Source organism: Nonlabens sp. Asnod2-A12 (assembly GCF_045063745.1).
In the GTDB taxonomy this organism is placed as follows: domain Bacteria; phylum Bacteroidota; class Bacteroidia; order Flavobacteriales; family Flavobacteriaceae; genus Nonlabens; species Nonlabens xylanidelens.
Genome location: NZ_JBEFOB010000003.1, coordinates 105,464 through 129,515, shown reverse-complemented (window position 1 = coordinate 129,515; position 24,052 = coordinate 105,464). Strand labels below are relative to the sequence as shown.

Annotated in this window: 20 protein-coding genes; 15 read left to right on the top strand and 5 right to left on the bottom strand. The window is 34.2% G+C overall.

Annotated elements, in window-relative coordinates; all coding sequences use genetic code 11:
* Window positions 1–10 precede the first annotated feature (10 nt).
* Window positions 11–1,009: an NAD-dependent epimerase/dehydratase family protein gene (locus tag ACJJVJ_RS00645; protein ID WP_405368216.1), complete on the top strand. Its 999-nt coding sequence runs from the start codon at window positions 11–13 to the stop codon at window positions 1,007–1,009.
* Window positions 1,010–1,194: 185 nt separating this feature from the next.
* Here ACJJVJ_RS00645 and ACJJVJ_RS00640 read toward each other — a convergent pair whose 3' ends face one another.
* The gene (locus tag ACJJVJ_RS00640; RefSeq protein ID WP_405368214.1) at window positions 1,195–2,574 is read right to left on the bottom strand and encodes an NAD-dependent succinate-semialdehyde dehydrogenase; all 1,380 of its coding nucleotides are present in this window, start codon (window positions 2,572–2,574) and stop codon (window positions 1,195–1,197) included.
* A 223-nt stretch (window positions 2,575–2,797) separates the two neighbouring features.
* Between ACJJVJ_RS00640 and ACJJVJ_RS00635 the strand changes: the two genes are divergently transcribed.
* Window positions 2,798–3,847 (top strand): hypothetical protein, encoded by a 1,050-nt coding sequence (locus ACJJVJ_RS00635; protein ID WP_405368213.1) that lies wholly within the window; start codon window positions 2,798–2,800, stop codon window positions 3,845–3,847.
* 61 nt (window positions 3,848–3,908) lie between these two features.
* On the opposite strand, the gene ACJJVJ_RS00630 is transcribed toward ACJJVJ_RS00635, so the two are convergent.
* Entirely contained in the window at window positions 3,909–4,778 is an 870-nt protein-coding gene (locus ACJJVJ_RS00630) for an AraC family transcriptional regulator (RefSeq protein WP_104515927.1), read from the bottom strand.
* Window positions 4,779–4,986: 208 nt separating this feature from the next.
* Between ACJJVJ_RS00630 and ACJJVJ_RS00625 the strand changes: the two genes are divergently transcribed.
* The 3 genes from ACJJVJ_RS00625 to ACJJVJ_RS00615 all read left to right on the top strand — a co-directional run bounded on the left by ACJJVJ_RS00625 (window position 4,987) and on the right by ACJJVJ_RS00615 (window position 8,047).
* Window positions 4,987–5,547: a DUF3244 domain-containing protein gene (locus tag ACJJVJ_RS00625; RefSeq protein WP_170034608.1), complete on the top strand. Its 561-nt coding sequence runs from the start codon at window positions 4,987–4,989 to the stop codon at window positions 5,545–5,547.
* 563 nt (window positions 5,548–6,110) lie between these two features.
* The gene (locus ACJJVJ_RS00620) at window positions 6,111–6,671 is read left to right on the top strand and encodes a hypothetical protein (RefSeq protein ID WP_405368210.1); all 561 of its coding nucleotides are present in this window, start codon (window positions 6,111–6,113) and stop codon (window positions 6,669–6,671) included.
* 77 nt (window positions 6,672–6,748) lie between these two features.
* Window positions 6,749–8,047 carry a nitrate/nitrite transporter gene (locus ACJJVJ_RS00615; RefSeq protein WP_405371220.1) on the top strand — a complete coding sequence of 433 codons (1,299 nt, stop codon included), beginning with the start codon at window positions 6,749–6,751 and terminating at the stop codon, window positions 8,045–8,047.
* Between the two features lie 91 nt (window positions 8,048–8,138).
* Here the strand turns inward: ACJJVJ_RS00615 and ACJJVJ_RS00610 are convergent, their stop codons facing one another.
* A complete protein-coding gene (locus tag ACJJVJ_RS00610) occupies window positions 8,139–10,583 on the bottom strand; it encodes a zinc-dependent metalloprotease (protein ID WP_405368208.1) in 2,445 nt (814 codons plus the stop codon).
* Between the two features lie 146 nt (window positions 10,584–10,729).
* Between ACJJVJ_RS00610 and ACJJVJ_RS00605 the strand changes: the two genes are divergently transcribed.
* The 10 genes from ACJJVJ_RS00605 to ACJJVJ_RS00560 all read left to right on the top strand — a co-directional run bounded on the left by ACJJVJ_RS00605 (window position 10,730) and on the right by ACJJVJ_RS00560 (window position 21,967).
* Window positions 10,730–11,455 carry a phosphodiester glycosidase family protein gene (locus ACJJVJ_RS00605; protein ID WP_405368206.1) on the top strand — a complete coding sequence of 242 codons (726 nt, stop codon included), beginning with the start codon at window positions 10,730–10,732 and terminating at the stop codon, window positions 11,453–11,455.
* A gap of 107 nt (window positions 11,456–11,562) precedes the next feature.
* Window positions 11,563–13,764, top strand: coding sequence for a bifunctional (p)ppGpp synthetase/guanosine-3',5'-bis(diphosphate) 3'-pyrophosphohydrolase (locus ACJJVJ_RS00600; RefSeq protein WP_104515921.1), 2,202 nt, complete (start codon window positions 11,563–11,565; stop codon window positions 13,762–13,764).
* A 3-nt stretch (window positions 13,765–13,767) separates the two neighbouring features.
* Window positions 13,768–14,232, top strand: coding sequence for a Fur family transcriptional regulator (locus ACJJVJ_RS00595; RefSeq protein ID WP_104515920.1), 465 nt, complete (start codon window positions 13,768–13,770; stop codon window positions 14,230–14,232).
* 2 nt (window positions 14,233–14,234) lie between these two features.
* Complete coding sequence (locus ACJJVJ_RS00590; RefSeq protein ID WP_104515919.1) at window positions 14,235–15,506, top strand: adenylosuccinate synthase; 1,272 nt, start codon at window positions 14,235–14,237, stop codon at window positions 15,504–15,506.
* A 71-nt stretch (window positions 15,507–15,577) separates the two neighbouring features.
* Window positions 15,578–16,537 carry a DUF368 domain-containing protein gene (locus ACJJVJ_RS00585; protein ID WP_405368204.1) on the top strand — a complete coding sequence of 320 codons (960 nt, stop codon included), beginning with the start codon at window positions 15,578–15,580 and terminating at the stop codon, window positions 16,535–16,537.
* Window positions 16,538–17,557 (top strand): DUF368 domain-containing protein, encoded by a 1,020-nt coding sequence (locus ACJJVJ_RS00580; RefSeq protein WP_405368203.1) that lies wholly within the window; start codon window positions 16,538–16,540, stop codon window positions 17,555–17,557.
* Window positions 17,532–18,323 carry a shikimate dehydrogenase family protein gene (locus ACJJVJ_RS00575; RefSeq protein WP_405368202.1) on the top strand — a complete coding sequence of 264 codons (792 nt, stop codon included), beginning with the start codon at window positions 17,532–17,534 and terminating at the stop codon, window positions 18,321–18,323. The genes ACJJVJ_RS00580 and ACJJVJ_RS00575 overlap by 26 nt, the downstream gene beginning before the upstream one ends.
* Before the next feature lie 64 nt (window positions 18,324–18,387).
* A complete protein-coding gene (locus tag ACJJVJ_RS00570; protein WP_405368201.1) occupies window positions 18,388–20,553 on the top strand; it encodes a DUF349 domain-containing protein in 2,166 nt (721 codons plus the stop codon).
* Between the two features lie 79 nt (window positions 20,554–20,632).
* Entirely contained in the window at window positions 20,633–21,334 is a 702-nt protein-coding gene (locus tag ACJJVJ_RS00565; protein WP_405368200.1) for a hypothetical protein, read from the top strand.
* Window positions 21,335–21,451: 117 nt separating this feature from the next.
* Window positions 21,452–21,967 carry a CIA30 family protein gene (locus ACJJVJ_RS00560; protein WP_104515913.1) on the top strand — a complete coding sequence of 172 codons (516 nt, stop codon included), beginning with the start codon at window positions 21,452–21,454 and terminating at the stop codon, window positions 21,965–21,967.
* 80 nt (window positions 21,968–22,047) lie between these two features.
* Here the strand turns inward: ACJJVJ_RS00560 and ACJJVJ_RS00555 are convergent, their stop codons facing one another.
* Both ACJJVJ_RS00555 and gap read right to left on the bottom strand, forming a co-directional pair.
* On the bottom strand, window positions 22,048–22,914 hold the full coding sequence (locus ACJJVJ_RS00555) for an N-acetylglucosamine kinase (RefSeq protein WP_104515912.1): 867 nt from the start codon (window positions 22,912–22,914) through the stop codon (window positions 22,048–22,050).
* 70 nt (window positions 22,915–22,984) lie between these two features.
* Window positions 22,985–23,989: a type I glyceraldehyde-3-phosphate dehydrogenase gene (gene gap, locus ACJJVJ_RS00550; protein ID WP_104515911.1), complete on the bottom strand. Its 1,005-nt coding sequence runs from the start codon at window positions 23,987–23,989 to the stop codon at window positions 22,985–22,987.
* Window positions 23,990–24,052: the final 63 nt, after the last annotated feature.

Sequence of the window (24,052 nt, the reverse complement as noted above, 5' to 3'; positions counted from 1 at the left end):
TTCAAGAATTATGAGCGAAGAAATTTCATTAGTAACTGGTGGAAATGGACATTTAGGAAACAACCTAATTAGACTTTTACTTTCCGAAAACCAAAAAGTAAGAACTACTGTAAGAAACATAAATAACACTGACCCTTTTAATGGGTTAGACTGTGAAGTGGTACAGGCAGATCTTATGGATAGAACATCACTTAAAAAAGCATTTCAAGGAGTTACCAACTTATACGCAGTAGCTGCTAACTTTAGTATGTGGGCTAAGAATCCAAAAGAGGAAATTTATAATAACAACATGCAAGGAACACAAAATGTGTTTGAAATGGCAAAAGAATGTGGTGTTAAAAACATTGTTTATGTAAGTTCAGTAGCTAGCTTGGATTTTACAAAATTACCAGCAAATGTGGACAATGGATATAACAAAGACAGAAGAAACTGGTATTACAACTCTAAAAATGATTCAGATAAATTAGCATTAGAATTGAGTGAAAAATACGGAATCAGAACCGTTGTAATTTTGCCTTCTGCTATGATAGGAAGTGAAGCTCATAAATTAAGTTATAGTAATAATTTAGTACACCAAGCTTTAAATGGAGAGATTCCTGTGGATACAAACATGACTTTAAATTGGGTGGATGTAAAAGACGTTGCTTTTGGTGCTTATCAAGCAATGCTAAAAGGTAGAAATAGAGAACGTTATATTTTATCCAACGAACATCACACTACGATGCAAGAAACAGTAAAAATAGCATCAGAATTATACCCTGAACTAAAACTAAAAACACCTAAAAAAGTACCAAAATGTCTACTGTATTCTGTTGCTGGATTAATGGAATTTAGCAGTAAGTTGACAGGAAAAGAACCTTTACTAATGAGACATTACGTAGATATGTTTTATGGCTTAAAACAAGATTATGATATTAGTAAATCTAGAAAAGAATTAGGTTACAACCCAAAATCATCAAGAGAAGCTTTGGAAGATGCTTTGAAATATTTGAAAACCGATTGGAAATAAAGTTAGGAATGTAATTATCACAGAGACTTCTGGTATGGTTTTAATTATCTATTAGGTACTGGAATAGATAGTGTCTATACTGTCGTGATAAAATAACCGGATTACGCTTTCGCGAAAGCGAAATTATAAACACAAAAAAAACCACTGCTCTCACAGTGGTTTTTTCTATTACTGATGTGCAATCATTATTTTAAAATACTGATTCCTTTTGCATTAACAAATTCTTTAATACCGAATCCTCCGTGTTCTCTACCAAAACCTGAATTTTTCACTCCACCGAATGGCATATCAACTTGAGCGATACCGAATGAATTGATAAACACCATACCAGTGTCAAAGTGATTTTGAGCTAACTCTATTGCTTTATCTTCATCTTTACTGAATATTCCGCCACCTAGTCCAAAACGACTGTCATTTGCTATGCGCATGGCATCATCTTGGTCTTTTGCTTTAATTAGTGAAGCTACAGGACCGAATAGCTCGTCATCATAAGCTGGTTGTCCTGGTTTTACATTTCCTAAAACTGTAGATGGGTAATAATATCCATCACCTTCAGGTATTTCACCACCGCACAATACCTCAGCGCCGTTTTCTATACTTTCTTTAACTTGATTGTGAATTTTCTCTCTCAAGTCTTTTCTTGCCATAGGACCTAACTGCGTGTTCTCGTCTGTTGGATCACCTAACTTTATATTATTCATGCTTTCTACAAAGCCTTTTTTAAACTGATCATACACAGCATCTACTACAATAAATCTTTTTGCTGCGACACAGGTTTCTCCGTTGTTATAGATACGACCTTCTGTACATGTTTTAATAGCTAGCTCTACGTCTGCATCTTCTAATACTATATAAGCATCGTTACTACCTAACTCTAATACGGTCTTCTTAATATTTTTACCAGCTTGCTCCCCTATTTTACGACCAGCACCTGCACTACCAGTGAAGGTCACACCTCTCACTAGATCATGCTCAATTATTTTTTCACTTACATCATGATCAATAATTAGTACGGTAAATAGATCTTTAGGTAATCCTGCTTCTTCATAAATCTCTTTCAGTTTCAATGCACTACCAGTAACATTTGCTGCATGCTTAAGTAGTATACCGTTACCTGCCATTAAATTAACGATAGAATATCTCACAACTTGATAAGCTGGAAAATTCCAAGGTTGTATACCATAGATAACACCTAGAGGTGAGTAAGAAACAATTCCTTTACCACCGCCGGCAAGTTCCTTTTCTTCATCTGCAAGTTCTTCTGCTCCTGTTGCTGCGGTATATTCACAAATTGCTGCACATAGATCTAACTCATCATTTCCATGGGCTATAATCTTACCCATTTCTTCGGTCATTAATTGTGCAAACTCTTCTTTATGTTCTTTGAATTTTTCTCCGATTTTCTGAATAATTTTACCTCTTTCTTCTATAGGAGTAGCTTTCCACTTAGTAAAAGCATCATGACATTTTTCCACAGCTTTTAAAGTCTGTTCTTCTGTCATTAATTCATATGTTTTAATCTCTTTTCCTGTTGCTGGGTTTATTGTTGTTACGTTAGTACTCATGTTGTTTTTTATTTAAAGGTATGGGTGGAATTGCGGTAATAGCGTTAATAAAAAATCAAGACTTCTTATTATAGTCTTTAATTAACAAGCTATTAAAAGACTATTAACAAAGGTGATGTGAATCGTTAATGGTTTTAAGAATTCATTTTATACAATCGTGTGTAATGGGACGCAACCATTACAATGAGTTTTATACTATAAGATGTAACCTAAATTATAAGCTATGAAAAACCTTAAAAAAATTATCCTTTTACTCATAACTGTATTAAGTATCGTTTCCTGTACTTATGAAGATTATGACGACTCTATATCAAAAGATTTAATAGCAGTAGACTCTGATTTATATGAATTGCTAACAGATGTTGCCAGTGATCCTGAAACTGATGAGGATACGATATCTTGTATACAGGTTATTTATCCTATCAATATATTTACCTACGATTCTAACGATATTGAAATCGCTAATACCTTTATTATAGGAAATCAAGCCTTCCGTGATTTTTTAGATGTTCTACCTAGTACCAACTCTATAAGTATAAGCTACCCTATCGCTGCTACATTAACAGATGGAAGCTCTATAGACATAACCACTAACGAGCAATTAAAAGAAAGTATAGATAATTGTATTGAAGAAGAGTTAGAACTTATACGTTACTGTCAGGGCTTACTAGATGAATGTGTTTGGGAAGTAGGATATTCTAAAATCTCTTCTAACGACTACCTAGGCGGCTCATTCTTTGTAGATAATGGAGTGATGAACTTTAGTTACTACTCTGAAACCGCTATAGGGTCATGGACATCTATCATGATAGAAAGTCAATTACACGTAAACATAAGCTTAAATGGCGATGTGGATACAGAAACACAATTTAACCGCAACTGGAAAGCTGAAATTCTAGATTCAGATTCCATGAGGCTTACTGACGGACTGGATGAACTGATTATACACAAATACTGTAACGTACCTAATGATGATTGTTATGACTTTAATTTTACAGCGTGTGAAGATGTTGCTACACCAGGTTTTACAGAATTGACTTTGAGTGAATACGATAACTGTATCTATGAAATTTTACAAGAAGACGATAACTTAATAGATATTACCTACTACAGTTCTGAGGCAGATGCTGATATGGAAACCAACCCAATAGATAGTACTGTTCCTTTTATGAACAGTATAGAAACAGAAATCTTCTATGTAAGAGTTTATGATACTGTAGAAAACACCTTTTATGTTGTAGAAATAAGTGTTACTGTAGAAACCTGTCCTTAATTAAATTAAAACGTAAACGATTATTAGCATGCTCGGTCTACAGACTGAGCATGCTTTTTTATTAATTTAAAATCTGCTTTAATTCTTTGCGGTATTTACTAGCACTCTTACCAGTTATCTCTTTAAATATTTTATTAAAGTGCGAGAAGTTATTAAAACCACATTCAAAACAAATATCTGTTATACTCATTTGAGATTCAGATAATAACTTTGTGGCGTGCACTACTCTATATTCATTTACTATTTTAGTAAAGGTCTTACCAGATGTCTTTTTAAAGTACCTACAGAAAGCAGGAACTGTCATACTTACCTTACTTGCTATCTCTTCTAGTGGTATTTGCTCTTTATAATTCTGGTTGATGTATTTATATATGACTTCTGTCTTAGAATTGTCTTGTAGCTCTGTTTCAAAAGTGAAGGTTTCTGCATTTAATATTTCATAATCATCAGTAGTAGCGAGATCATGTAAGATTTTCAATAACAGAATAGTTCTTTCAAAACCATGAACCTCGTTTAAATCGTGTATTTGAGATCCTAATCGTTCTATTGTTTCCTTTTTAAATAGCAACCCATTCTTTGCACGTTCAAATAATTGTTTAATTGGCATCATTTCTGGCACGGTGAAAAAACCTTCTCCTAGAAAATCAGGAAGAAACTGCACCAGTAATTCAGATCCATGATTAGGTCTATCTGTATAACCTATATGTGGTAACATAGAGCCTATAAGTAATAACTGGCTGTCATTATAATAGGACATATGGTTTCCTATATGTCGTTTTCCTTTTCCCTCGTTTACATAAACCAGCTCTATCTCTGGATGAAAATGCCAGAAAGGCTTGTTCTCACCTCTTTCTGTTGTACTTTTTTGTACAAACACAGAACCACCGAATTCTGGTTGTATTTTTTTTAAGGTAGCTTTCTTATATAACATGTAAAATCTAGATTAAAACGATCAATTATACCACTGCAAATATCGTTTTTTAATTTTATAATTATGTTATATTCACACTATAACGTTATAGTTGTTTTCATAAAGTTAATATAGTATACAATTAGGACAAAAATGTTGTTTTCTAAACCTTACTCCTGCTCTAAATTTGTCATGTAAATCATCAGTAAATAATAAAAAGATGAAAGCAATGAAAAACCTATTATTTATAGCACTTATGTTAACCGCGTTAACAGGCTATGCAACAGACGTAACATCTATCGTACCACCTAAAAGTGTTACTGTAGTACAATTTGACAACGTAAAGAAAGGTCATCAATTAACTATTAAGGATACAGAAAACGTTACTTTATATAATGAGACTATTAAGTCTACTGGTAACTATACAAAACAATTTGACTTAACTACTCTAGAAAATGGTAGTTATACTATTGAATTAAATAAAGATAGTGAGGTATTAACTCGATCTTTTAATGTAGAAAACGGAATTGTAAACCTGTCTACAGAAATGACATTTTACAAGCCTGTAGCAACTAAAAGAAATAATCAATTATTTGTTTCTCAATTAAGCTCTAATGACGAAGTTCTTGATGTATTGATTTACTATAATAATGAATTAGTGCATAAAGAAGCTATTTCGGACTCATCTGATCTAAAACGTGTATTTCAATTATCTCCAGACAAAAAAGGTGAATACTTTATTATAATGAAATCTGCTGGGAAATCATTTTATAAGACATTTACTTTATAGGAAATAATAAAAATTTTAGGTGAAGGCTACTTTTTTAAGTAGCCTTTTTTTATGCCTATATTTTTGAGTTTAAAATTTATTACCACCTTATAGAGTAATTACCTACTTCATATAGAAAATAAGTAATAGTTTACTGTACCTTCTTTATTCACTGAGCATCTATTTGTATTTAACACCTCTCTTTCCCACCTTCTTTTCTTCTCGACTCTTTTCTCTAATTAATATAGTAAATGAGCTAGCTCTTTTAGCTATATATATAATAGTTCATCTTTCACTTTATCCACCTTCCTTATTTCTCCATTATTAAATAGAAACACACCTTAATCTTACCGTAAATAATTAAGATTTTTTCTAAGAAAATAATGAATAAAACTATCAATTTAAACATTAAAAAAAATGGATTTCAGTTCCATAATTACACTATATTCACACTATATCGTTATAGATATTTTAATAAAGTTAATATAGCATATAATTAGATCAAATACGATGTTTTCTAAACTTGCATACTGTTCTACATTTGTCATGTAAATCATCATTAAAATATTAACAAGATGAAAGCAATGAAAAACCTATTATTTATAGCACTTATGTTAACCGTGTTAACAGGCTATGCAGCAAACGCAACATCTATCGTACCACCTAAAAGTGTTACTGTAGTACAATTTAACGACGTGAAAAAAGGACATCAACTGACTATTAAAGATGCAGCTGATATTACTTTATATAGTGAGAAGATTAAAGAAAACGGTAATTACACACAACAGTTTGATTTAACTACTTTAGAAAACGGTACTTATAGTATTGAATTAAATAAAGACTGTGAGATCCTTACTAAATCTTTTAATGTAACAAATGGTATTGTAAAATTCTCTGTAGAAAACACTTTTTATAAGCCTGTAGCAGTTGCTAGAGAAAATCAATTATTTATATCTCAACTAGCCTCTAATGACGAAGTCCTTGATGTAAACATATATTACAACGATGAGTTGATACATCAAGAAGCGATTTCTAACTCTTCTAATTTAAAGCGTATATTTCAATTATCTCCAGATAAAAAAGGAGATTACTTTATCATAATGAAATCTTCAGGAAATACTTTTTATAAGTCATTTACTTTATAAGAACACATTATCCATTTAAAAAAGGCTACTTGTAATGAGTAGCCTTTTTTGTGCCCTATTTTCTGTGATAACTATTTATTACATTTACCCTAAATAGAATTCATATTTTAAGTAAAGGACAAAAATTAATTAATATCATTCTCCTCATTCTAGCAGGAGAAGCTAACTTTATACTTCCTTTTGTACTAGCACGTATTTTTAGGCCTACCGTCTTAGATGTTTTTGAACTCACTAACCTAGAACTAGGAGCCTGTTTCTCTATATACGGTATAGTAGCATTTGTATCCTATCTTATAGGTGGTAGCCTTGCAGATAAGTACCAGCCGCGTTATCTCATGGCTATTTCTTTACTCCTTACCTCACTAGGCGGTATTTATATGTCTACTTATCCTTCCTATTTAGGACTCAGCATACTTTATGGATATTGGGGATTTACCACTATATTTTTATTCTGGGCAGCTATGATTAAAGCAACTAGAGTCTGGGGTGGTACATCTAGACAAGGACTAGCTTTTGGACTGCTAGATGGTGGTCGTGGTTTAGTCTCCTTTGCATTCGGCTGGCTAGGTATAATTATATTCTCCATTCTTTTTATAGATGGAACAGAAACCGCAAGTCTATTAGAACGTAAAAGCGCATATCAATATGTAGTCATTATAACTTCTATAATTGTCGCACTAATAGCTATTTTATTAATGATTATTTTAAAAGATAATGATAGCGATACCGCACGATCTCCTAAGATATCTAATAGACAAATTCTTAAAAATTATATAGCCGTATTAAAAATCCCATCGGTATGGTTATTAATGGTCATTATTCTATGTGCTTACACAGGTTATAAAATTACCGACATATACTCACAATATGCAAACGAGGTCATGGGATATAGTGAAACAGAGTCTGCTGCTATAGGTAGTAACCTCTTAGGTATACGTATTATTATAGGAATTATCATAGGTTTACTGGCAGATAAAACTCGTTCTTCCTTTATGATGATAATAAGCTTTGCCATAACCATTTTAGGCGCTTTAATATTTGCTTCTGGTCAGATAGAACCTCATACCACGCTCCTATTTGGTTTTACCATTATCACCGTTGCAACCGGTGTTTATGCCTTTAGAACCCTATATTTCTCTGCTATACAAGAAGGTAAGATACCTATGGCAGTCACAGGTACTGCAGTAGGTTTAATGTCTATAGTAGGATTTACTCCAGATATATTTATGGGCCCTATCATGGGGATTTTAATAGATAATTCTCCTGGAGAACTCGGTTTTCAAAAGGTTTTTTTAATGCTTTCCATATTTGCACTCATTGGTTTTATAGCCTCTTATGCTTTTCATTATATCAATACTAAAAAAGTATCTCGTTAAATAGATATTTATTCCGCTTTCGCGAAAGCGGAACACAAAAAAAAGCAACCTTCTCAGATTGCTTTTTAAATAATAAAATAAGTTTTTATCTCTATCTAGGATTCAAAATTAAATCTACACGAGCTAATAAATCTTCATAGTGGTAACGGTTTACCTTGCTCGACGAAGCATTTCTTTTGCTACGCAATGTAGACTGTAATGCTTTAAGCTCTCCTCTTACTAGCGCTCTCACATCGCTTTGCGCTACATTATACGTAGAACGTCTAGGCGTTTCTGTCATTAAATAGTTCAGTCTATCTACGTATGCTCTTTGAATATTTCTCTTATAAATATCTACTTTAGAACTAGAAAACACTGCTTTTCTTACATCTTGTAACATATCTAGTGCGCTGTAATAATCTGTATCTACAGTCTCAGAGTTGATCAATCTACCTATACGATCATGGCTCAAAAGACTATTTAAATGTCTTACTTGTACAGACCTAAGTACATCAAAATATCCATCTGGATTTATGTTTTGAACGATTTTCTTATCTACTAACCACGTAGGTGTTTCTATCACATTATTTTTAATCCACTCTACAGACTCTTTTTGAGTTTTCTTATCTACTGTGCTGTACACTGCACCTGATTGTGTAGGTTTTTTAAGATCTTCATTTACACCACCTACATTAGTCACAACATGCCCCACATATCTAGAGTACACACCTAAAAGCTCTCTGTAAAGCTCTTCCAGGTCGTCATAGTTATCAGTTTTTTGTGATGTCCATTGCGGTAAATTTAAAGCTACATATTTTAAGTTTTTCACACCATAAGTACTCGCTTTAATAGGATCATTACCTATAGCTTCAGTCTGTGATTGTGGATCAAATCTACTGCTCTGACGACCAAATTTATACACAGGATCGTTTGCCTTTTCCATAATCCAGCTATTTAACGTTGCCGTTTCTTGTTCTGGAGACGTTGCGTTAGGTATAACTCTATAACCCCAGTTTGCTGCATAATGATCATAAGGTCCCATCTGGCGCACAAATCTTATGTTCTTATCACCTGGTTGTGCGATATAATTATAACGTGCATAATCCATAAGACTTGCTGCGATACCGTTCTTTTGAGTAAACTCACCATCTCTATAGTCTTCTACATCATAAGCATAACTAGCTGCCATGTTATGAGGAAAACCTAGTGCGTGACCTACTTCATGCGCTATTACCTGGCGCATCATCTCTCCTATTTCCTTAGCATCTGTATCCAGTGTTCTTGCACTTGGGTTTGCAGCACCAGTTTCTAGTAAATATCTATTTCTATAAGATCTTAAATGGTTGTGGTACCATATAATATCACTCTCTATTATCTCACCACTACGTGGGTCACTTACAGATGGTCCTACCGCATTACGCGTTGTACTTGCTACATAACGCACTACAGAGTAACGTATGTCTTCTGGGCTAAATTCAGGATCTTCCTCAAGTGTAGGTGCATCTTTTGCTATAATAGCATTCTTAAATCCTGCAGTTTCAAATGGTTTCTGCCAGTCTTCAATACCTTGTTTAATATATTCCTTAAGATTCTCTGGAGTACCAGGATCTAGATAATAAACGATAGGTTTAATAGGTTCTACTAACTCACCACGAGCATAAGCCTCTGGGTCTTTAGGTTCTAGTCTCCATCTACGTATGTATGTTTTCTCGTCTGCTTTAAGAGCCTTGCTAGAGTAATCTATTTGCCCTACCGTAAAGAAACCTACCCTAGGATCATATAATCTAGGCTGCATTGCTACTTCTGGCAATAAAATCATAGATTGATTTACTTGCATACTTATAGAACCTACAGATCCATTAGATGGCGGCTCTGAAGCTGTGAATGTAAAATCTTGCTTTACCTCTATATTTTCTGGAAATGATTTAACCGAATTAATAAAACTCCTGCTCTTATCCAGGCTTCTTACTTTATATTGTTTTCTCAATCTAGGACTTAAACCACTTATAGATGGCACATCAGAATTGAAAAACTTAGTCACATTAACTACTACAGCTGTAGAATCTTTACTGAAAGCCTGTATATCAAACGCATACATAGTAGGCTCATAATTATTAACCTTAACCGAGTTGTTAATCGCCGCAGTTTCATCTAGTGCAACTTCAGAATAAGACTTGACTTTAAGTAAAATCTTATCTTGAAAACGCTGCCATGACACCACCTGCTGGTTAGTTTTACTACCGGCATTCATATAACCACCACCTAAGTTAGAAGGAATTTGTGCAATACGAGTAACCCATAACATGTCTTTTTCTAATAAGTCAGTTGGGATCTCATAGAAAAAATCTTCATCTACTTGGTGCGTTTTAAATAAACCGTCATCAGTAATGGCATCGCTCGTAATAACTTTAGAATACGATTTAAACTTAGGCTTCTTCTTACTACTTTTTTCGGTAGATGGTTTACTTTTTGCAGCAACAGCATCTCTAGTCGTTTTACAACTACTCGATAATAAAACGAGCGATAGCAACATACTAGTAATAATAGTTCTTTTCATTTGTATAGGGTAAAGTTTAATTGGATGACAAAATAGAGCATAAATCTCATCTATAATTTGACATGTTAAAAGCTTAACAAAAATCTAAGAAATGCTCTACCATTTGGCAGATTTTTCTTATAAATTTAGAACCTCGATCTTGTGATATGAAAACGAACTACTTCATTTTAATTCTAAGTCTTACCCTACTATTACACTCTTGTGCCCAAGAAAAAGAAGAGCTAACCATAAAAGATCCTAGATTCCATTTAAAAACAGTAGACCCAGATAATGAAAATCTAGCCTTTTACTGGAAAGATGATAATGGAAACAAGATCAACACTTTTACCAATCTTGAAAAGCACTTAAAACTTAAAGATCAAAAACTCAATTATGCCATGAATGGCGGTATGTACCTAAAAGACCACTCACCGCAAGGTTTGTACATTGAAAACGGTCGCATTATTAAAGCACTCGACACTGTTCAAAAAGCCTTTGGTAACTTTTATCTTCAACCTAATGGAGTTTTTGGGATTCAAAAAAATGGTAAGGCAATTATACAAAGCAGCACCGCTATTCAAATAGAAGATTTAAAATATGCCACACAATCTGGTCCCATGCTTGTGATAGATGGAAAAATACATGACGCATTTAATGAAGGTTCAAAAAATGTTCATATACGCAATGCAGTAGGTATTTTACCAGATGGCAAATTGCTTTTTGCTCTTTCTAAGGAAAAAATAAACTTTTATGACCTGGCTACATTTTTTAAAAAACAAAATTGTAAAAATGCTTTGTATCTAGATGGATATGTGTCACGAGTTTACGACTTAGATAACAACATAAAACAAATGGATGGTAATTTTGGTGTGCTGATAGCTGTTTATAAATAAGATAAATAGTATGTCGGTTCCGCTTTCGCGAAAGCGGAATAAAAATACCTATCTAGAAAGCATAAAATAATTGCTCATATCCACAAAGTAGCTTAACTTTACTATATATGACTGATGTCGAGATTAAAGAAGAAAACAAGCAGATAGCTAAAGGTTATAAAGACCTATTAAAGATAAGTTATCAAATGCTCACCGATGAAGATAAAAAGCTGATTAGAAAGGCTTTTGACATCGCGGTGGAAGCACACGCACCACAGCGCCGTAAATCTGGAGAGGCCTATATCTTTCACCCTATTGCGGTTGCAAAAATAGTTGCAAAACAGATAGGTCTAGATGCCACTGCTATCGCTGCAGCGTTACTACACGACGTTGTAGAAGATACAAAGTACACGTTATCTGATATTGAACAACTATTTGGTGAGACCATAGCACGTATAGTAGACGGACTTACTAAAATAGCGCACCTTAAGAAAGATGCAGATATATCGCAACAGGCAGAAAATTTCCGTAAGATGTTGCTTACTCTTAATGATGACATACGTGTTATTATTATTAAGATAGCTGACAGGCTGCACAACATGCAGACTATGGACAGCATGCCTGATTATAAACAGGTTAAAATAGCTAGTGAGACTTTATACATCTACGCTCCTATTGCTCACAGACTAGGTTTATATAATATTAAAACAGAATTAGAAGATCTAGGTTTAAAATATACAGAACCAGAGGTTTTTAATGATATTCAAAAATCGATAGTAGAGAGTAAAGAAGAACAAAAAGCATATATAGAAGATTTTAGTCACGTTATAGATGACAGTTTACAAAGAGAAGGTCTAGAATACCGTATTTCTGGTAGACCTAAATCTGTTTTTTCCATACGTCGTAAGATGTTGAAACAAGGAGTCACCTTTGACGAGGTGTACGATAAGTTTGCGGTACGTATCATTTTTAGAAGTGATCGTGCAAACGAGAAGTTTCTTGCATGGAAAATATACTCTGTAGTTACAGACCACTTTACACCTAATCCGGTACGATTAAGAGACTGGATAAGTTCTCCTAAATCTACAGGTTATGAGGCATTACACATCACTGTAATGGGACCTGATGGAAGATGGGTAGAAGTACAAATAAGATCTGAGCGCATGCATGAAATAGCCGAAAAAGGTTATGCTGCACATTATAAATATAAACAAGGTAGTAAAGAAGACGGTCTAGAAGAGTGGTTAAACAGACTGCAAGAAGCTCTAGAAAATCAAGATGGCAATGCAGTAGATTTTGTAGAACAATTTAAATTGAATCTTTACAGTAAAGAGATATTTGTCTTTACCCCAAAGGGAGAATTAAAGTCATTACCTAAAAATTCTACACCACTAGACTTTGCTTTTTCTATACACACAGAAGTAGGCTTGCACACTCGTGGTGCACGTGTTAATGGTAAATTAGTTCCACTATCGCATGAATTAAAGAGTGGTGATCAAGTAGATATTATCACGTCCGAAAATCAAAAACCTACAAAGAACTGGCTAGACTATGCCACAACAGCAAGAGCTAGGGCAAAAATAAAAGGTGCTCTTAAAGAAGATCAAAAGCTTATCGCGGCAGATGGTAAAGAGATTTTAGCAAGAAAATTAAAATCTCAGAAAATCAACCTAGATGAGACTAGTGTGAACCAGATGGTTACTTTCTTTAAGTTAAAAACCAGTCACGATCTTTTTTACAGAGTTGGAAATGGAACGATAGATAACAAAGCTATCAAAGAATATGCGAGTAGCCGCAGCAATGCTCTTTACTCCTTTCTTAAAAATAAGATTAGAAAACCAAAAGAAAATCCTGACCTTAATAAAGAAGAAGTAACAGAGAATTATGATGCTCTAGTCTTTGGGAAAGAAGGTGCTACACTAGATTACACCTTATCAAAGTGTTGTAACCCTATTCCTGGCGATTCTGTTTTTGGTTTCACAACAGTAAGTGAAGGGATAAAAGTACATAAGAATAACTGTCCTAATGCTATAAGTTTGCAAAGTAAATTTGCTTACAGAATTATCAGTGCAAAATGGATAGATTCTACTCAAAGAGAATATAAAGCAGAGTTAAAATTAACAGGTATAGATAGAATGGGACTGGTACAAGAAATTACCAAGCTCATCTCAGAGAGTATGCATGTAAATATTAGAAACATTTCTTTTAATAGTAATCATGGCATATTTACAGGAGAAATCACCGTAGTAGTTCCTAACAAGAATTTACTTACGTCTCTTATACAAAACATAAATAAAATAAATGGTATCGATAAGGTAACCAGATCATAAAATATGAGTGAAATTATTAACACACTGGAAAAAGAACAGGAAATAGTAAGGAATGTTTTTACTCAATTTCTAAGTGAAAACAAGCATCGCAAGACACCAGAACGTTATGCGATTCTAGACGAGATTTATGCTAGTGAAGAGCACTTTGATGTAGAGTCATTATACGGTAAAATGAAAGAACAAAACTACCGTGTAAGCCGCGCTACTCTTTACAATACCATAGAATTATTATTAGAGAGTAAACTGGTAAGAAGGCATCAATTTGGTCAAAATCAATCTCATTATGAGAAGTCATATTTTGACAGACAGCACGATCATTTAATTCTTACAGATACTAGTGAAGTGATCGAATTTTGCGATCCAAGAATAGAGTCGATAAAAAAGACAATTGAAGAGGTATTTAATGTAAAGATTACCAATCATTCTTTATACTTTTACGGCGTTAAAAACACAACTGAAAAACAGTAAAAATGGCAGTAGATTTATTGCTCGGTCTTCAATGGGGCGACGAGGGAAAAGGTAAAATTGTAGATGTTCTAACTTCTAATTATGACATTATTGCAAGATTCCAAGGTGGTCCAAACGCTGGGCACACACTAGAATTTGACGGTATTAAGCACGTATTAAGAACTATTCCTTCAGGTATTTTTCATGAGAAATCTACTAATGTGATAGGAAATGGTGTGGTTATAGACCCTGTAGTTTTTATACAAGAACTAGATGGGTTAAAACAATTTGATTTAGATATCAAGAGTAAATTGATTATTTCAAGAAAAGCTCACATCATCTTGCCTACACACCGTTTACTAGATGCAGCATCTGAAGCATCTAAAGGAAAAGCAAAAATAGGTTCTACTCTTAAAGGAATAGGTCCTACTTATATGGATAAGACTGGTCGTAACGGTATTAGAATAGGTGATCTAGAACTAGACAGCTGGAAAGAAAAATACAGAGCTCTTGCTAACAAGCATGAAGAACTTATCGCTTTTCACAACGTAGATATTCAATACAATCTTGTAGAGATGGAAGAAGAATTCTTTAAAGCAGTAGAATTGCTTAAAGAACTTACCTTCATAGATTCTGAAGAGTATTTACAAAAAGCACAAAAGAATGGTAAAACTATTCTTGCCGAAGGTGCTCAAGGATCTTTATTAGACATAGATTTTGGAACATATCCATTTGTAACATCTTCTAACACCACTGCTGCTGGAGCATGTACTGGTCTAGGTGTTGCACCTAATCAAATAGGTGAAGTTTATGGAATCTTTAAAGCATACACAACTCGTGTAGGTAGTGGACCATTCCCTACAGAGCTTTTTGATGAAGTAGGTGCAGAAATGGCAAAGGTAGGTCATGAATTTGGCGCTGTAACTGGTCGTGCACGTAGATGTGGATGGTTAGATCTTGTAGCTCTTAAATACACTTGTCAAGTAAATGGGGTAACTCAATTAATGATGATGAAGGGTGACGTACTTTCTGGTTTTGATAAACTTAAAATCTGTACGGCTTATGAATATAAAGGAGAAGTAATCGATCACTTACCTTATAACATAGAACCAGAAAATGTAAAACCTATTTATTCTGAGTTTGAATGCTGGAAAGAAGATCTTACTAAAATGAGAGAACCTTCTCAGTTTCCTAAAGAATTAAACGACTACATAGCCTTCTTAGAAAAAGAATTAGAAATTCCTATCAAAGTAGTAAGTGTAGGTCCAGATAGAACACAAACTATCCATAGATAAACCGTTCTTTCTTATATAACTATTTTAAATCCCAAGCGTCAAAACTTGGGATTTCATTTTAAACAACCATTATGTCTTTAAATAAAAATATCACTACCGTATTAAAAGGACTACTCATGGGCGCGGCAGATGTTGTTCCAGGAGTATCTGGTGGTACCATAGCGTTTATAACAGGGATCTATGAAGAGTTAATAAAAACTATAGATGGACTCGATTTTAATGTGTTTAAAGATCTCTTTAAAGTAGGAATTAAGAACACCTTTGTAAAATACAATCTCGGCTTTTTATTGAGTCTTCTCGCAGGTATAGCCATAAGTATATTGAGCCTTTCTAAGCTTATCACTTACTTACTACACACCTATCCTGTATTAGTTTGGGCATTTTTCTTTGGACTTGTACTTGCAAGTGTGCTATATATAGGTAAACAAATTACTAAGTGGAACATAACCGCGTTAATAGCTATCATTATAGGTACCGCGATTTCTTATTACATCACCGTTGCAGAGCCTTTAGGATCTCCAGATAGCTGGTGGTATATTATCTTTTCTGGTTTCATAGCCATTATAGCTATGATTTTACCTGGAGTCTCTGGTGCATTTCTTTTATTACTATTAGGTAGTTATAAAACCGTTTTAGGCTCTATATCTGGCTTTCTAGAAGCTATTCTTGCTGGAGACTGGAACGCGGCATGGGATTATTTTGTAAATTTATTTCTATTTGCCATAGGTTGTATAGTAGGATTAAAAGTCTTTTCTAGAATACTAACCTGGCTATTTGAAAATCAGAAGAACCTAACTCTAGCCTTACTTACTGGTTTTATGATAGGTTCTTTAAATAAATTATGGCCTTGGAAACAAGTCATTAAGACACGTATAGATAGTCATGGTGTAGAAGTACCATTTTTAGAAAAAAGCATATCACCTTCTTCATTTAATGGCGATCCACAAATATTATATGTAATTTTACTTACCATCACTGGCTTTTTATTGATACTTGCCCTAGAAAAATGGGCTCATAAAAAAACGGACTAATTGAGACAATCCACGAGAAGCTTTACCGATAAACTATTCCTTATTCTAAAAGGAGTAGCCATGGGAACCGCAAATAAGGTTCCTGGTATAAGCGGTGGTGTAGTAGCTTATGTAGGTGGTTTTTATGAAGAATTTATCTACTCTCTTCAAAAACTCAATCTCAAAGCTTTTAAATTACTTATTTCTGGAAGGTATGCGACATTCTTCCATTATATAAATGGTCGTTTTCTCACTCTATTAATTTTAGGAGAAGCACTAAGCTATTTTACCGTAAGTAAAGGTTTTGATCTATTGATACAGTATTATCCTATACTCGTATGGGCTACTTTCTTCGGTATGATTTTAGGCTCTATTTATTATATATCTAGAAGTTATGGAGAGTGGACACGCAATAATGTAATCATTCTTATAATAGGTATAGCCATAGGTGTAGGCACTTCCCTACTCGACCCAGCTAGAGAAAACCCCAATCTTATATTTGTTTTCTTTTGCGGTATGGTGAGTATTTCTGGGATGACTCTACCTGGCCTCAGTGGTAGCTTTATACTAATTTTATTAGGCAATTATGTCTTATTATTAGTAGACAGCATCAACACCTTTTTTGACACTATGGTCGCTGTTGTACAAGGTGATTTTTCATGGTGGTATAACACAGCACACATGGATATGCTGGCTATACTTACCTCATTTGTTCTAGGTTCTATAGTAGGCCTTATAAGCCTTTCCCATCTTTTAGGCTGGACTATTAAACACTATCGCAATGAGACTAATGCCATGATTATAGGTTTTATAGCAGGATCTTTGGGCGTAGTATGGCCATGGAAAAAAGAAATATATCAGCTCACTAACTCTGGCAGTATAGCCATAGATGCTAGTGGTGAAAAAATATTAGAAAACTACAGCCGTTACTGGCCAGAAATTAATGAAACTCAAACCTGGATAGCCATAATAATGGTTATAATAGGGTTTTTAAGTGTATACATATTAGACCGTTATGGAAATAAAGCAAATCCCATCTAGTGTTTTTGGATTAGTAGGAGAACGACTGGATTACAGTTTTTCACGCGCCTACTTCTCAGAAAAATTTGAGAATTTAAAACTAGATGATCATCATTATAGAAATTTTGAAATGAGTAGAGAGTTTTTGCTGTCTCGCTTTCGCGAAAGCGTAACCTACAACAAAGAATCTCGCACCACAAATGGCAAATCTGAAATTATAAGAGGTCTCAATGTGACTATTCCTTATAAAGAAGACATGCTAGAAGTGGTAGATGTGCTAAGTGACGAGGCAAAGACAATAGGCGCCATAAATACTATCACTATAGAAGATAACGTATGGACTGGTCATAATACAGACTGTTATGGATTTGGTAAAAGTCTAGAACCTTTTCTACCTATACAAAAAAATGCTCTGATTTTAGGAACTGGCGGTGCCTCTAAGGCAATAGCCTATACTCTAGAGGCGTTACAAGTACCATATCTTTTTGTGAGTAGAGACCCAAAAGACGAATTTACTATAGATTATAAATCTATTACTAAAGAAGTTATGGAAATGGTAAGTCTAATAGTAAACACCACACCACTAGGTGTGACGCCAGATGTAGAATTAAGACCTAATATTCCTTATGAATATCTTAATGAATCTCACGTTCTTTATGATCTGGTGTACAACCCTGCTTTAACCATGTTTATGAAATTGGGACAGCAAAAAGGGGCTCGAGTGACTAATGGATATCAAATGTTAGTTCACCAAGCAGAAAAAGCTTGGGAACTATGGAATAAGTAAACAGCTATAGAATTGTGGTTCAAGAAAATCTATTTATCTTGCCACTACTATTAAAAAATAGATAATGGATAAGAATGACAACCTGCACAACGCAGACGGAAACCAACCAGAAATGGATAATGTACATATGGAAGCACAAGATTCTCTTGAAAATGCAATGGTAGAAGAATCTACCACGCCTAAGCAAACACTTGAAGGTCAAGAAACAACAGACAGTGACGGTTTAAATGACGAGCCTGTTAAAGAAGGTAGTAATAAAGTAGAAGAAAAGGTAGAAGATGTCTCTACTACTCATGAAGATGCTATTGTAGAAGAAAAAGATACTGTTGCAAACACGACAGATCCTATCGTAGAAGTGGATGAAGATGATGATAACGAGCCACAAGATGATAGTATAAAAGAAATTCCTGAAAAGGATTATAATGCAATGGAAATGCCAGCTCTTATCGCAGAGCTTAGAGAGTTAATGCAGGAATACCCTATCAACAGTTTTAGAACACAAGCTGATGATATCAAAAAAGCATTTGAAACTGCAGATGCTGATGCAAAAAAAGAAGCGCTAGCAAAATTTACAGAAGAAAATCCTCCTGTAGAAGACGAGCCTGCACCTGTATTTGAATACAAAAATGAACTAGCAACTCAATTTTATGAGCTGCATTCTTTATATAGAAAACAAAAAGGTCAATTTCAAAGAGATAAGCGCAAGCAGCAAGAAGATAACCTTGAGAAGCGTCGCCAGATCATTGAAGGAATCAAGCAATTGATCAACCAAGAAGAAAACATAGGGACTACATTTAAAAAGTTCCATAATTATCAAGATGAATGGAAAGCTACTGGTAACATACCACACGATGCTTATAACATTACTTGGGAAGATTACAGACTTGCTACTCAAAATTTCTATGATTACATAGATCTAAGTAAAGAGTTAAGAGATAAAGATTTTGAACGTAATCTTGATTTCAGAAAGAAAATTATAGCTCGTGCTGTAGAATTAGGTGCCGAAGAAAATATACACAAAGCACTTAGAGAGTTACAAGAGTTACACCGCATGTGGAAAGAAGATGCAGGCCCTGTTGCAAAGGAAGAGCGTGACCCTATATGGGACGAATTCAGCGCTGCTACAAAAATTATTCATGATAAGAGACAAGCTTATTATGAAGAGCGTGATAAAATGAGTGCTCAAAACCAACTAGTAAAAGAGAATATCGTTGCCGAAATTCAGAAGATTACGCACCAAGGTGCCAAAAATCATAAAGAATGGCAGGACAGACTAGAAGAAATTAATGTTTTAAGAGAATTATTTACTAAAACAGGTCCTGCACCTAAAGCGGTAAATAATGAATTATGGAACCAGTTTAGAAACGGTACTAGAGAATTCAATAAAGCAAAAAATGATTTCTATAAAGGTCTTAAGAAAGAGCAACAAGATAATCTAGACGCAAAAATGAAGTTAATCGCGATCGCTGAAGAGCATCAAGATAACGAGAATTTTGCTGAAGGACTTCAAATCATGAAGCGTATACAGGCAGAGTGGAAACAAATAGGTCATGTCCCTAGAAAAGACAGTGATAAAATCTGGAAACGTTTTCAAAAGGCATGTAATGGGTTCTTTGATAAGAAAAGTGCTCAAAAGAAAGAGGACAGTAAAGAAGAGCTTGAGAACTTTGATGCAAAGATGAAAGTCTATGATGCATTAAAAGAAATGATTCCTCAAGATGATAAAAAAGCAATGCTTGCAGATGTTGAGCAACACATGTCGCAATGGGCTGCTATAGGTCGTGTACCTTATAACAAACGCATGATTCAAGAAAAGTTTGAAAAACTGCTTCATGCAAAGTTAAAAGCTGCCGGCTTAAATGCTGTAGATGCTGAAATGTTGAAGTATCAAAATAAACTAGCTAGTCTAGAAAATGGTGATGCAAATGATTTCAAAAACGAGCGTTTTTACCTGAAGAAAAGACGTGATGAAATACAGGATGAAGTTAGACAACTGGATAACAACCTGCAGTTTATCAACGCAAAGGATGATAAGAATCCATTCTTAGTTCAAACTAAGAAAAACATTGCAGAGCTTTCTAAAGAACTAGATGTTATCAAAGAAAAGCAAAAGCAATTGAACATTCTTCAAAGACAAATGGTAAAACAGGAAGAAGAAGCAGCCGCAGCTGCTGAAGCTGAAGCGGCAGAAAAAGCTAACGAAAGTGAAGCTTCAGAAGAAAACGAGTAATATTTATTAAAAATGTTTCAAAAAGCGCTGATTTACATCAGCGCTTTTTTTAGTTTTAAACCTCTTAAAGCAGATCACTATGTTTAAATATTTAGAAAAATTATTAGGTAAACCCATTAGGTATTATGAAAACTTAATGGCTAGTAAAAAAGAACATACCGAGATTACTGCTTTAGAGATAGAAACTGTAGTAAATACATTGAAACCTCATGTTTTAAAAGCATATGCCTTAGAAAAGGAAACCATGTCCTTTGACTCCTATCCTCTCGCTGATATTTATCCTATCCCACAGAATAAAAAAGAAATAGCATTTTTATACACAGGTACCTATCTATTTGAAAATGTAGCTATAAGTTTATACATAGATCTAACTAAAGGTTTTAATGATAAAAAGAAATATGACTATGTGGTACATAAAAAAGAAAATCTACCTGATACCTTAAAACAAGAGCTGTCTAATATTGAGAAAATAGAACAAGAAAGTCTTCCTATTTGGGAAGAAGTAATTCACAGATTCCCAGATATACATAAAGCTATAACCACTATGGAACCTAACCATCCATGGACACTTTACAAAAAGGTTAAAGAAACTTTTAAACCTACCACTGCACCTGTTTTAATGGGCGGTTATCCTCAATGGCGTGTAAATGATGTAGATTTTAGAAAGTTAAAAAATCTAGATTTTTTAATGGAATATAGAGTGAATGAAAAGGAATACTCTATTTATTTTTTTAAAGATCTCACCACCCAAGAACTATTAATAATGGAACAAAAGGCCTAGTTTATTAAGGATAATTTACGATTAGAACATACAATGTTGATGATTTATAAACGTTAGACTTGTATAACGTGAAGTTGTGGAGTAATTTTGCATACCCCTAATTTTAAATTCCCCTGAATGATTAAAGTTAATAAAATCGTTCCTACCGAGATTACATTTGGTAAGGAGCAATTGAGATATCAATGGTTGCCCTTTGATGATCGAGTAACTGGAGGTAAATCTTCTAGTATAATAGAACAGCATGATAACCACATTACTTATAGTGGTACCATAAGAAATATAAACAATAGTGCATGGAGCTGCATAAGGTCTAATAAAATAGATCAAGATTTAAGTCAGTACACTTCTATAGAAATAAAACTTAAGACAGATGGACGTCCTTATGCATTTGAAATAGAATACAATGAAGGATGGCAACATGAAAAAATAGGTTTCATGATACATACTTTACCAGATAACTGGACCACCGTACATTTTCCCATTGCAGATTTTCAACATGTAAAGTTCGGTGAAATAGTAGATTATGACGTAGATCTTTCTGTTTTAAAACATATTCTTAGGTATAATTTCTATGTAGCCGAAGGAATAGTAGGTGATTTTAAAATAGAAATAGAGTCTATTAAATTCTTCTAATCACTCTATTTACAATACATTATAAAACAAAAGCCGTTTCTAAAAATAGAAACGGCTTTTGTTTTTAATAGGTATGAAAACTATTGTTTTGTTTTCAATTTATTGATATGGTATTTTACTAGACCATCTATAGGTCTACGTACTATATTACCTACTTCATAATCAAACTCGTCTGCAACTTGTTTGATACGTCGCTCTGCAAAATGCGCTATACTACCTACAAAGTGAACTTTATACTGTTTTATCTCTTCATGAAATTGAAGAATCATATTTCTAGAGAATTTTCTCAAACCACGACGTAATACCTTTTTAATATAAGGTTCGTCTAGATTTTGAAAAATAAACTCAGCATGAGAAGCTAGAAATGCATTAGGATTAGGTTCTTTATAAAGATTGCGTTTCATATAATCACATTCTAGATTATAGTTTGCTGCAAATCGCTCTCTAATAATTTCTGGCATTCTTTTAAAACTGTAATCTCTTATCAGTTCTTTACCATACCAGTTCCCACTAGCCTCATCCATAATTGTATATCCCAGAGATACTACCTTTTGATGGATTTTTTTACCGTCAGAATAACAACAGTTAGATCCAGTACCTAGAATACAAACGATACCAGGCTTGTCTCCTACCGCTGCAAACACGGCCGCAGCTGTATCTTCTCTCACGACTACCTCGCTTGCCTTATTAAAATAGGACTGTAGCAAACCTTCTAGTGTAGCACGTGGTTTTTCAGTACCACATCCTGCTCCATAAAAGTAAACCCTTTCTACCTTTTCTTTTACAGCAACTAGCTCATCACTAGCCAGAATACGTTCTTGTAGTTGCTCAACAGTTAAAATAGCTGGATTTAAACCTTGAGTACGTACTTTAAATAACTGCTCACCATCGTTATTAATGGCTATCCAGTCACATTTAGTAGAACCACTATCTGTTATGAGGATCATAAGTAATATTTAATTTTGTGTAAAAATAAAAAAGCTGTTAGATGATTACCTAACAGCTTTGATAATTATTTTATAAAGAGTTAACTTTCTCTGCTAGGTCAACTAGTTTGTTAGAATAACCAAACTCGTTATCATACCAGCTTACCAATTTAAAGAAAGTAGGATTAAGCTCTATGGCAGCACTTGCGTCATAGATACTTGTGCGGTCATCACTTACAAAGTCTTGAGATACAACAGCCTCAGTAGTATAACCTACTACACCTTGCATATCACCTTTAGAAGCTTTTTCAAACGCAGCATTAATTTCTTCTATGCTAGTTTCTTTTTCTAACTTAACAGTAAGATCTACAACAGACACATCCACTACAGGTACACGGAAAGCCATACCAGTTAATTTACCAGCTAATTCTGGAATTACCTTAGTTACTGCCACAGCCGCACCAGTAGTTGCAGGAATGATGTTATTTAAAGCACTACGTCCTAGACGGTAGTTCTTCTTACTAGGTGAATCTACAGTTTGTTGAGTCGCTGTAGCTGCGTGTATAGTAGTCATTAATGCTTCTTTGATACCAAAGTTGTCATTAAGAATCTTTGCCATTGGCGCAAGACAGTTAGTGGTACAAGATGCATTTGAAACGATCTTATGGTCTGCAGTTAATTCAGAATCATTAACACCCATTACAAACATAGGAGCCGTTTTTGATGGAGCAGATATTACTACCTTCTTTGCACCAGCATCTAGGTGAGCTTGTGCGCTATCTAAATCTGTAAAGATACCTGTACAGTCTGCAACCACATCTACGTCCACTTCATTCCATTTAAGGTTCTTAGGATCGCGCTCACTAGTAACACGTACTTCAACACCATCGATAACTAGGTTACCATCTTTAATTTCTATTGTACCACCGTATTTACCGTGTACAGAATCATATTCAAGTAAGTATGCAAGTTGCTCAACATCTACAAGGTCATTGATAGCTACTACTTCTACATTTTCTCTTTTTAATGTAGCTCTAAAAACGATACGACCTATACGACCGAATCCGTTAATTCCTAATCTAAGTTTTTTACTCATCTTTTTATATTTAAATTTTTTAACAATCTTTTTTAAGTACTCTATAAAGCAGCAAAACTGCCT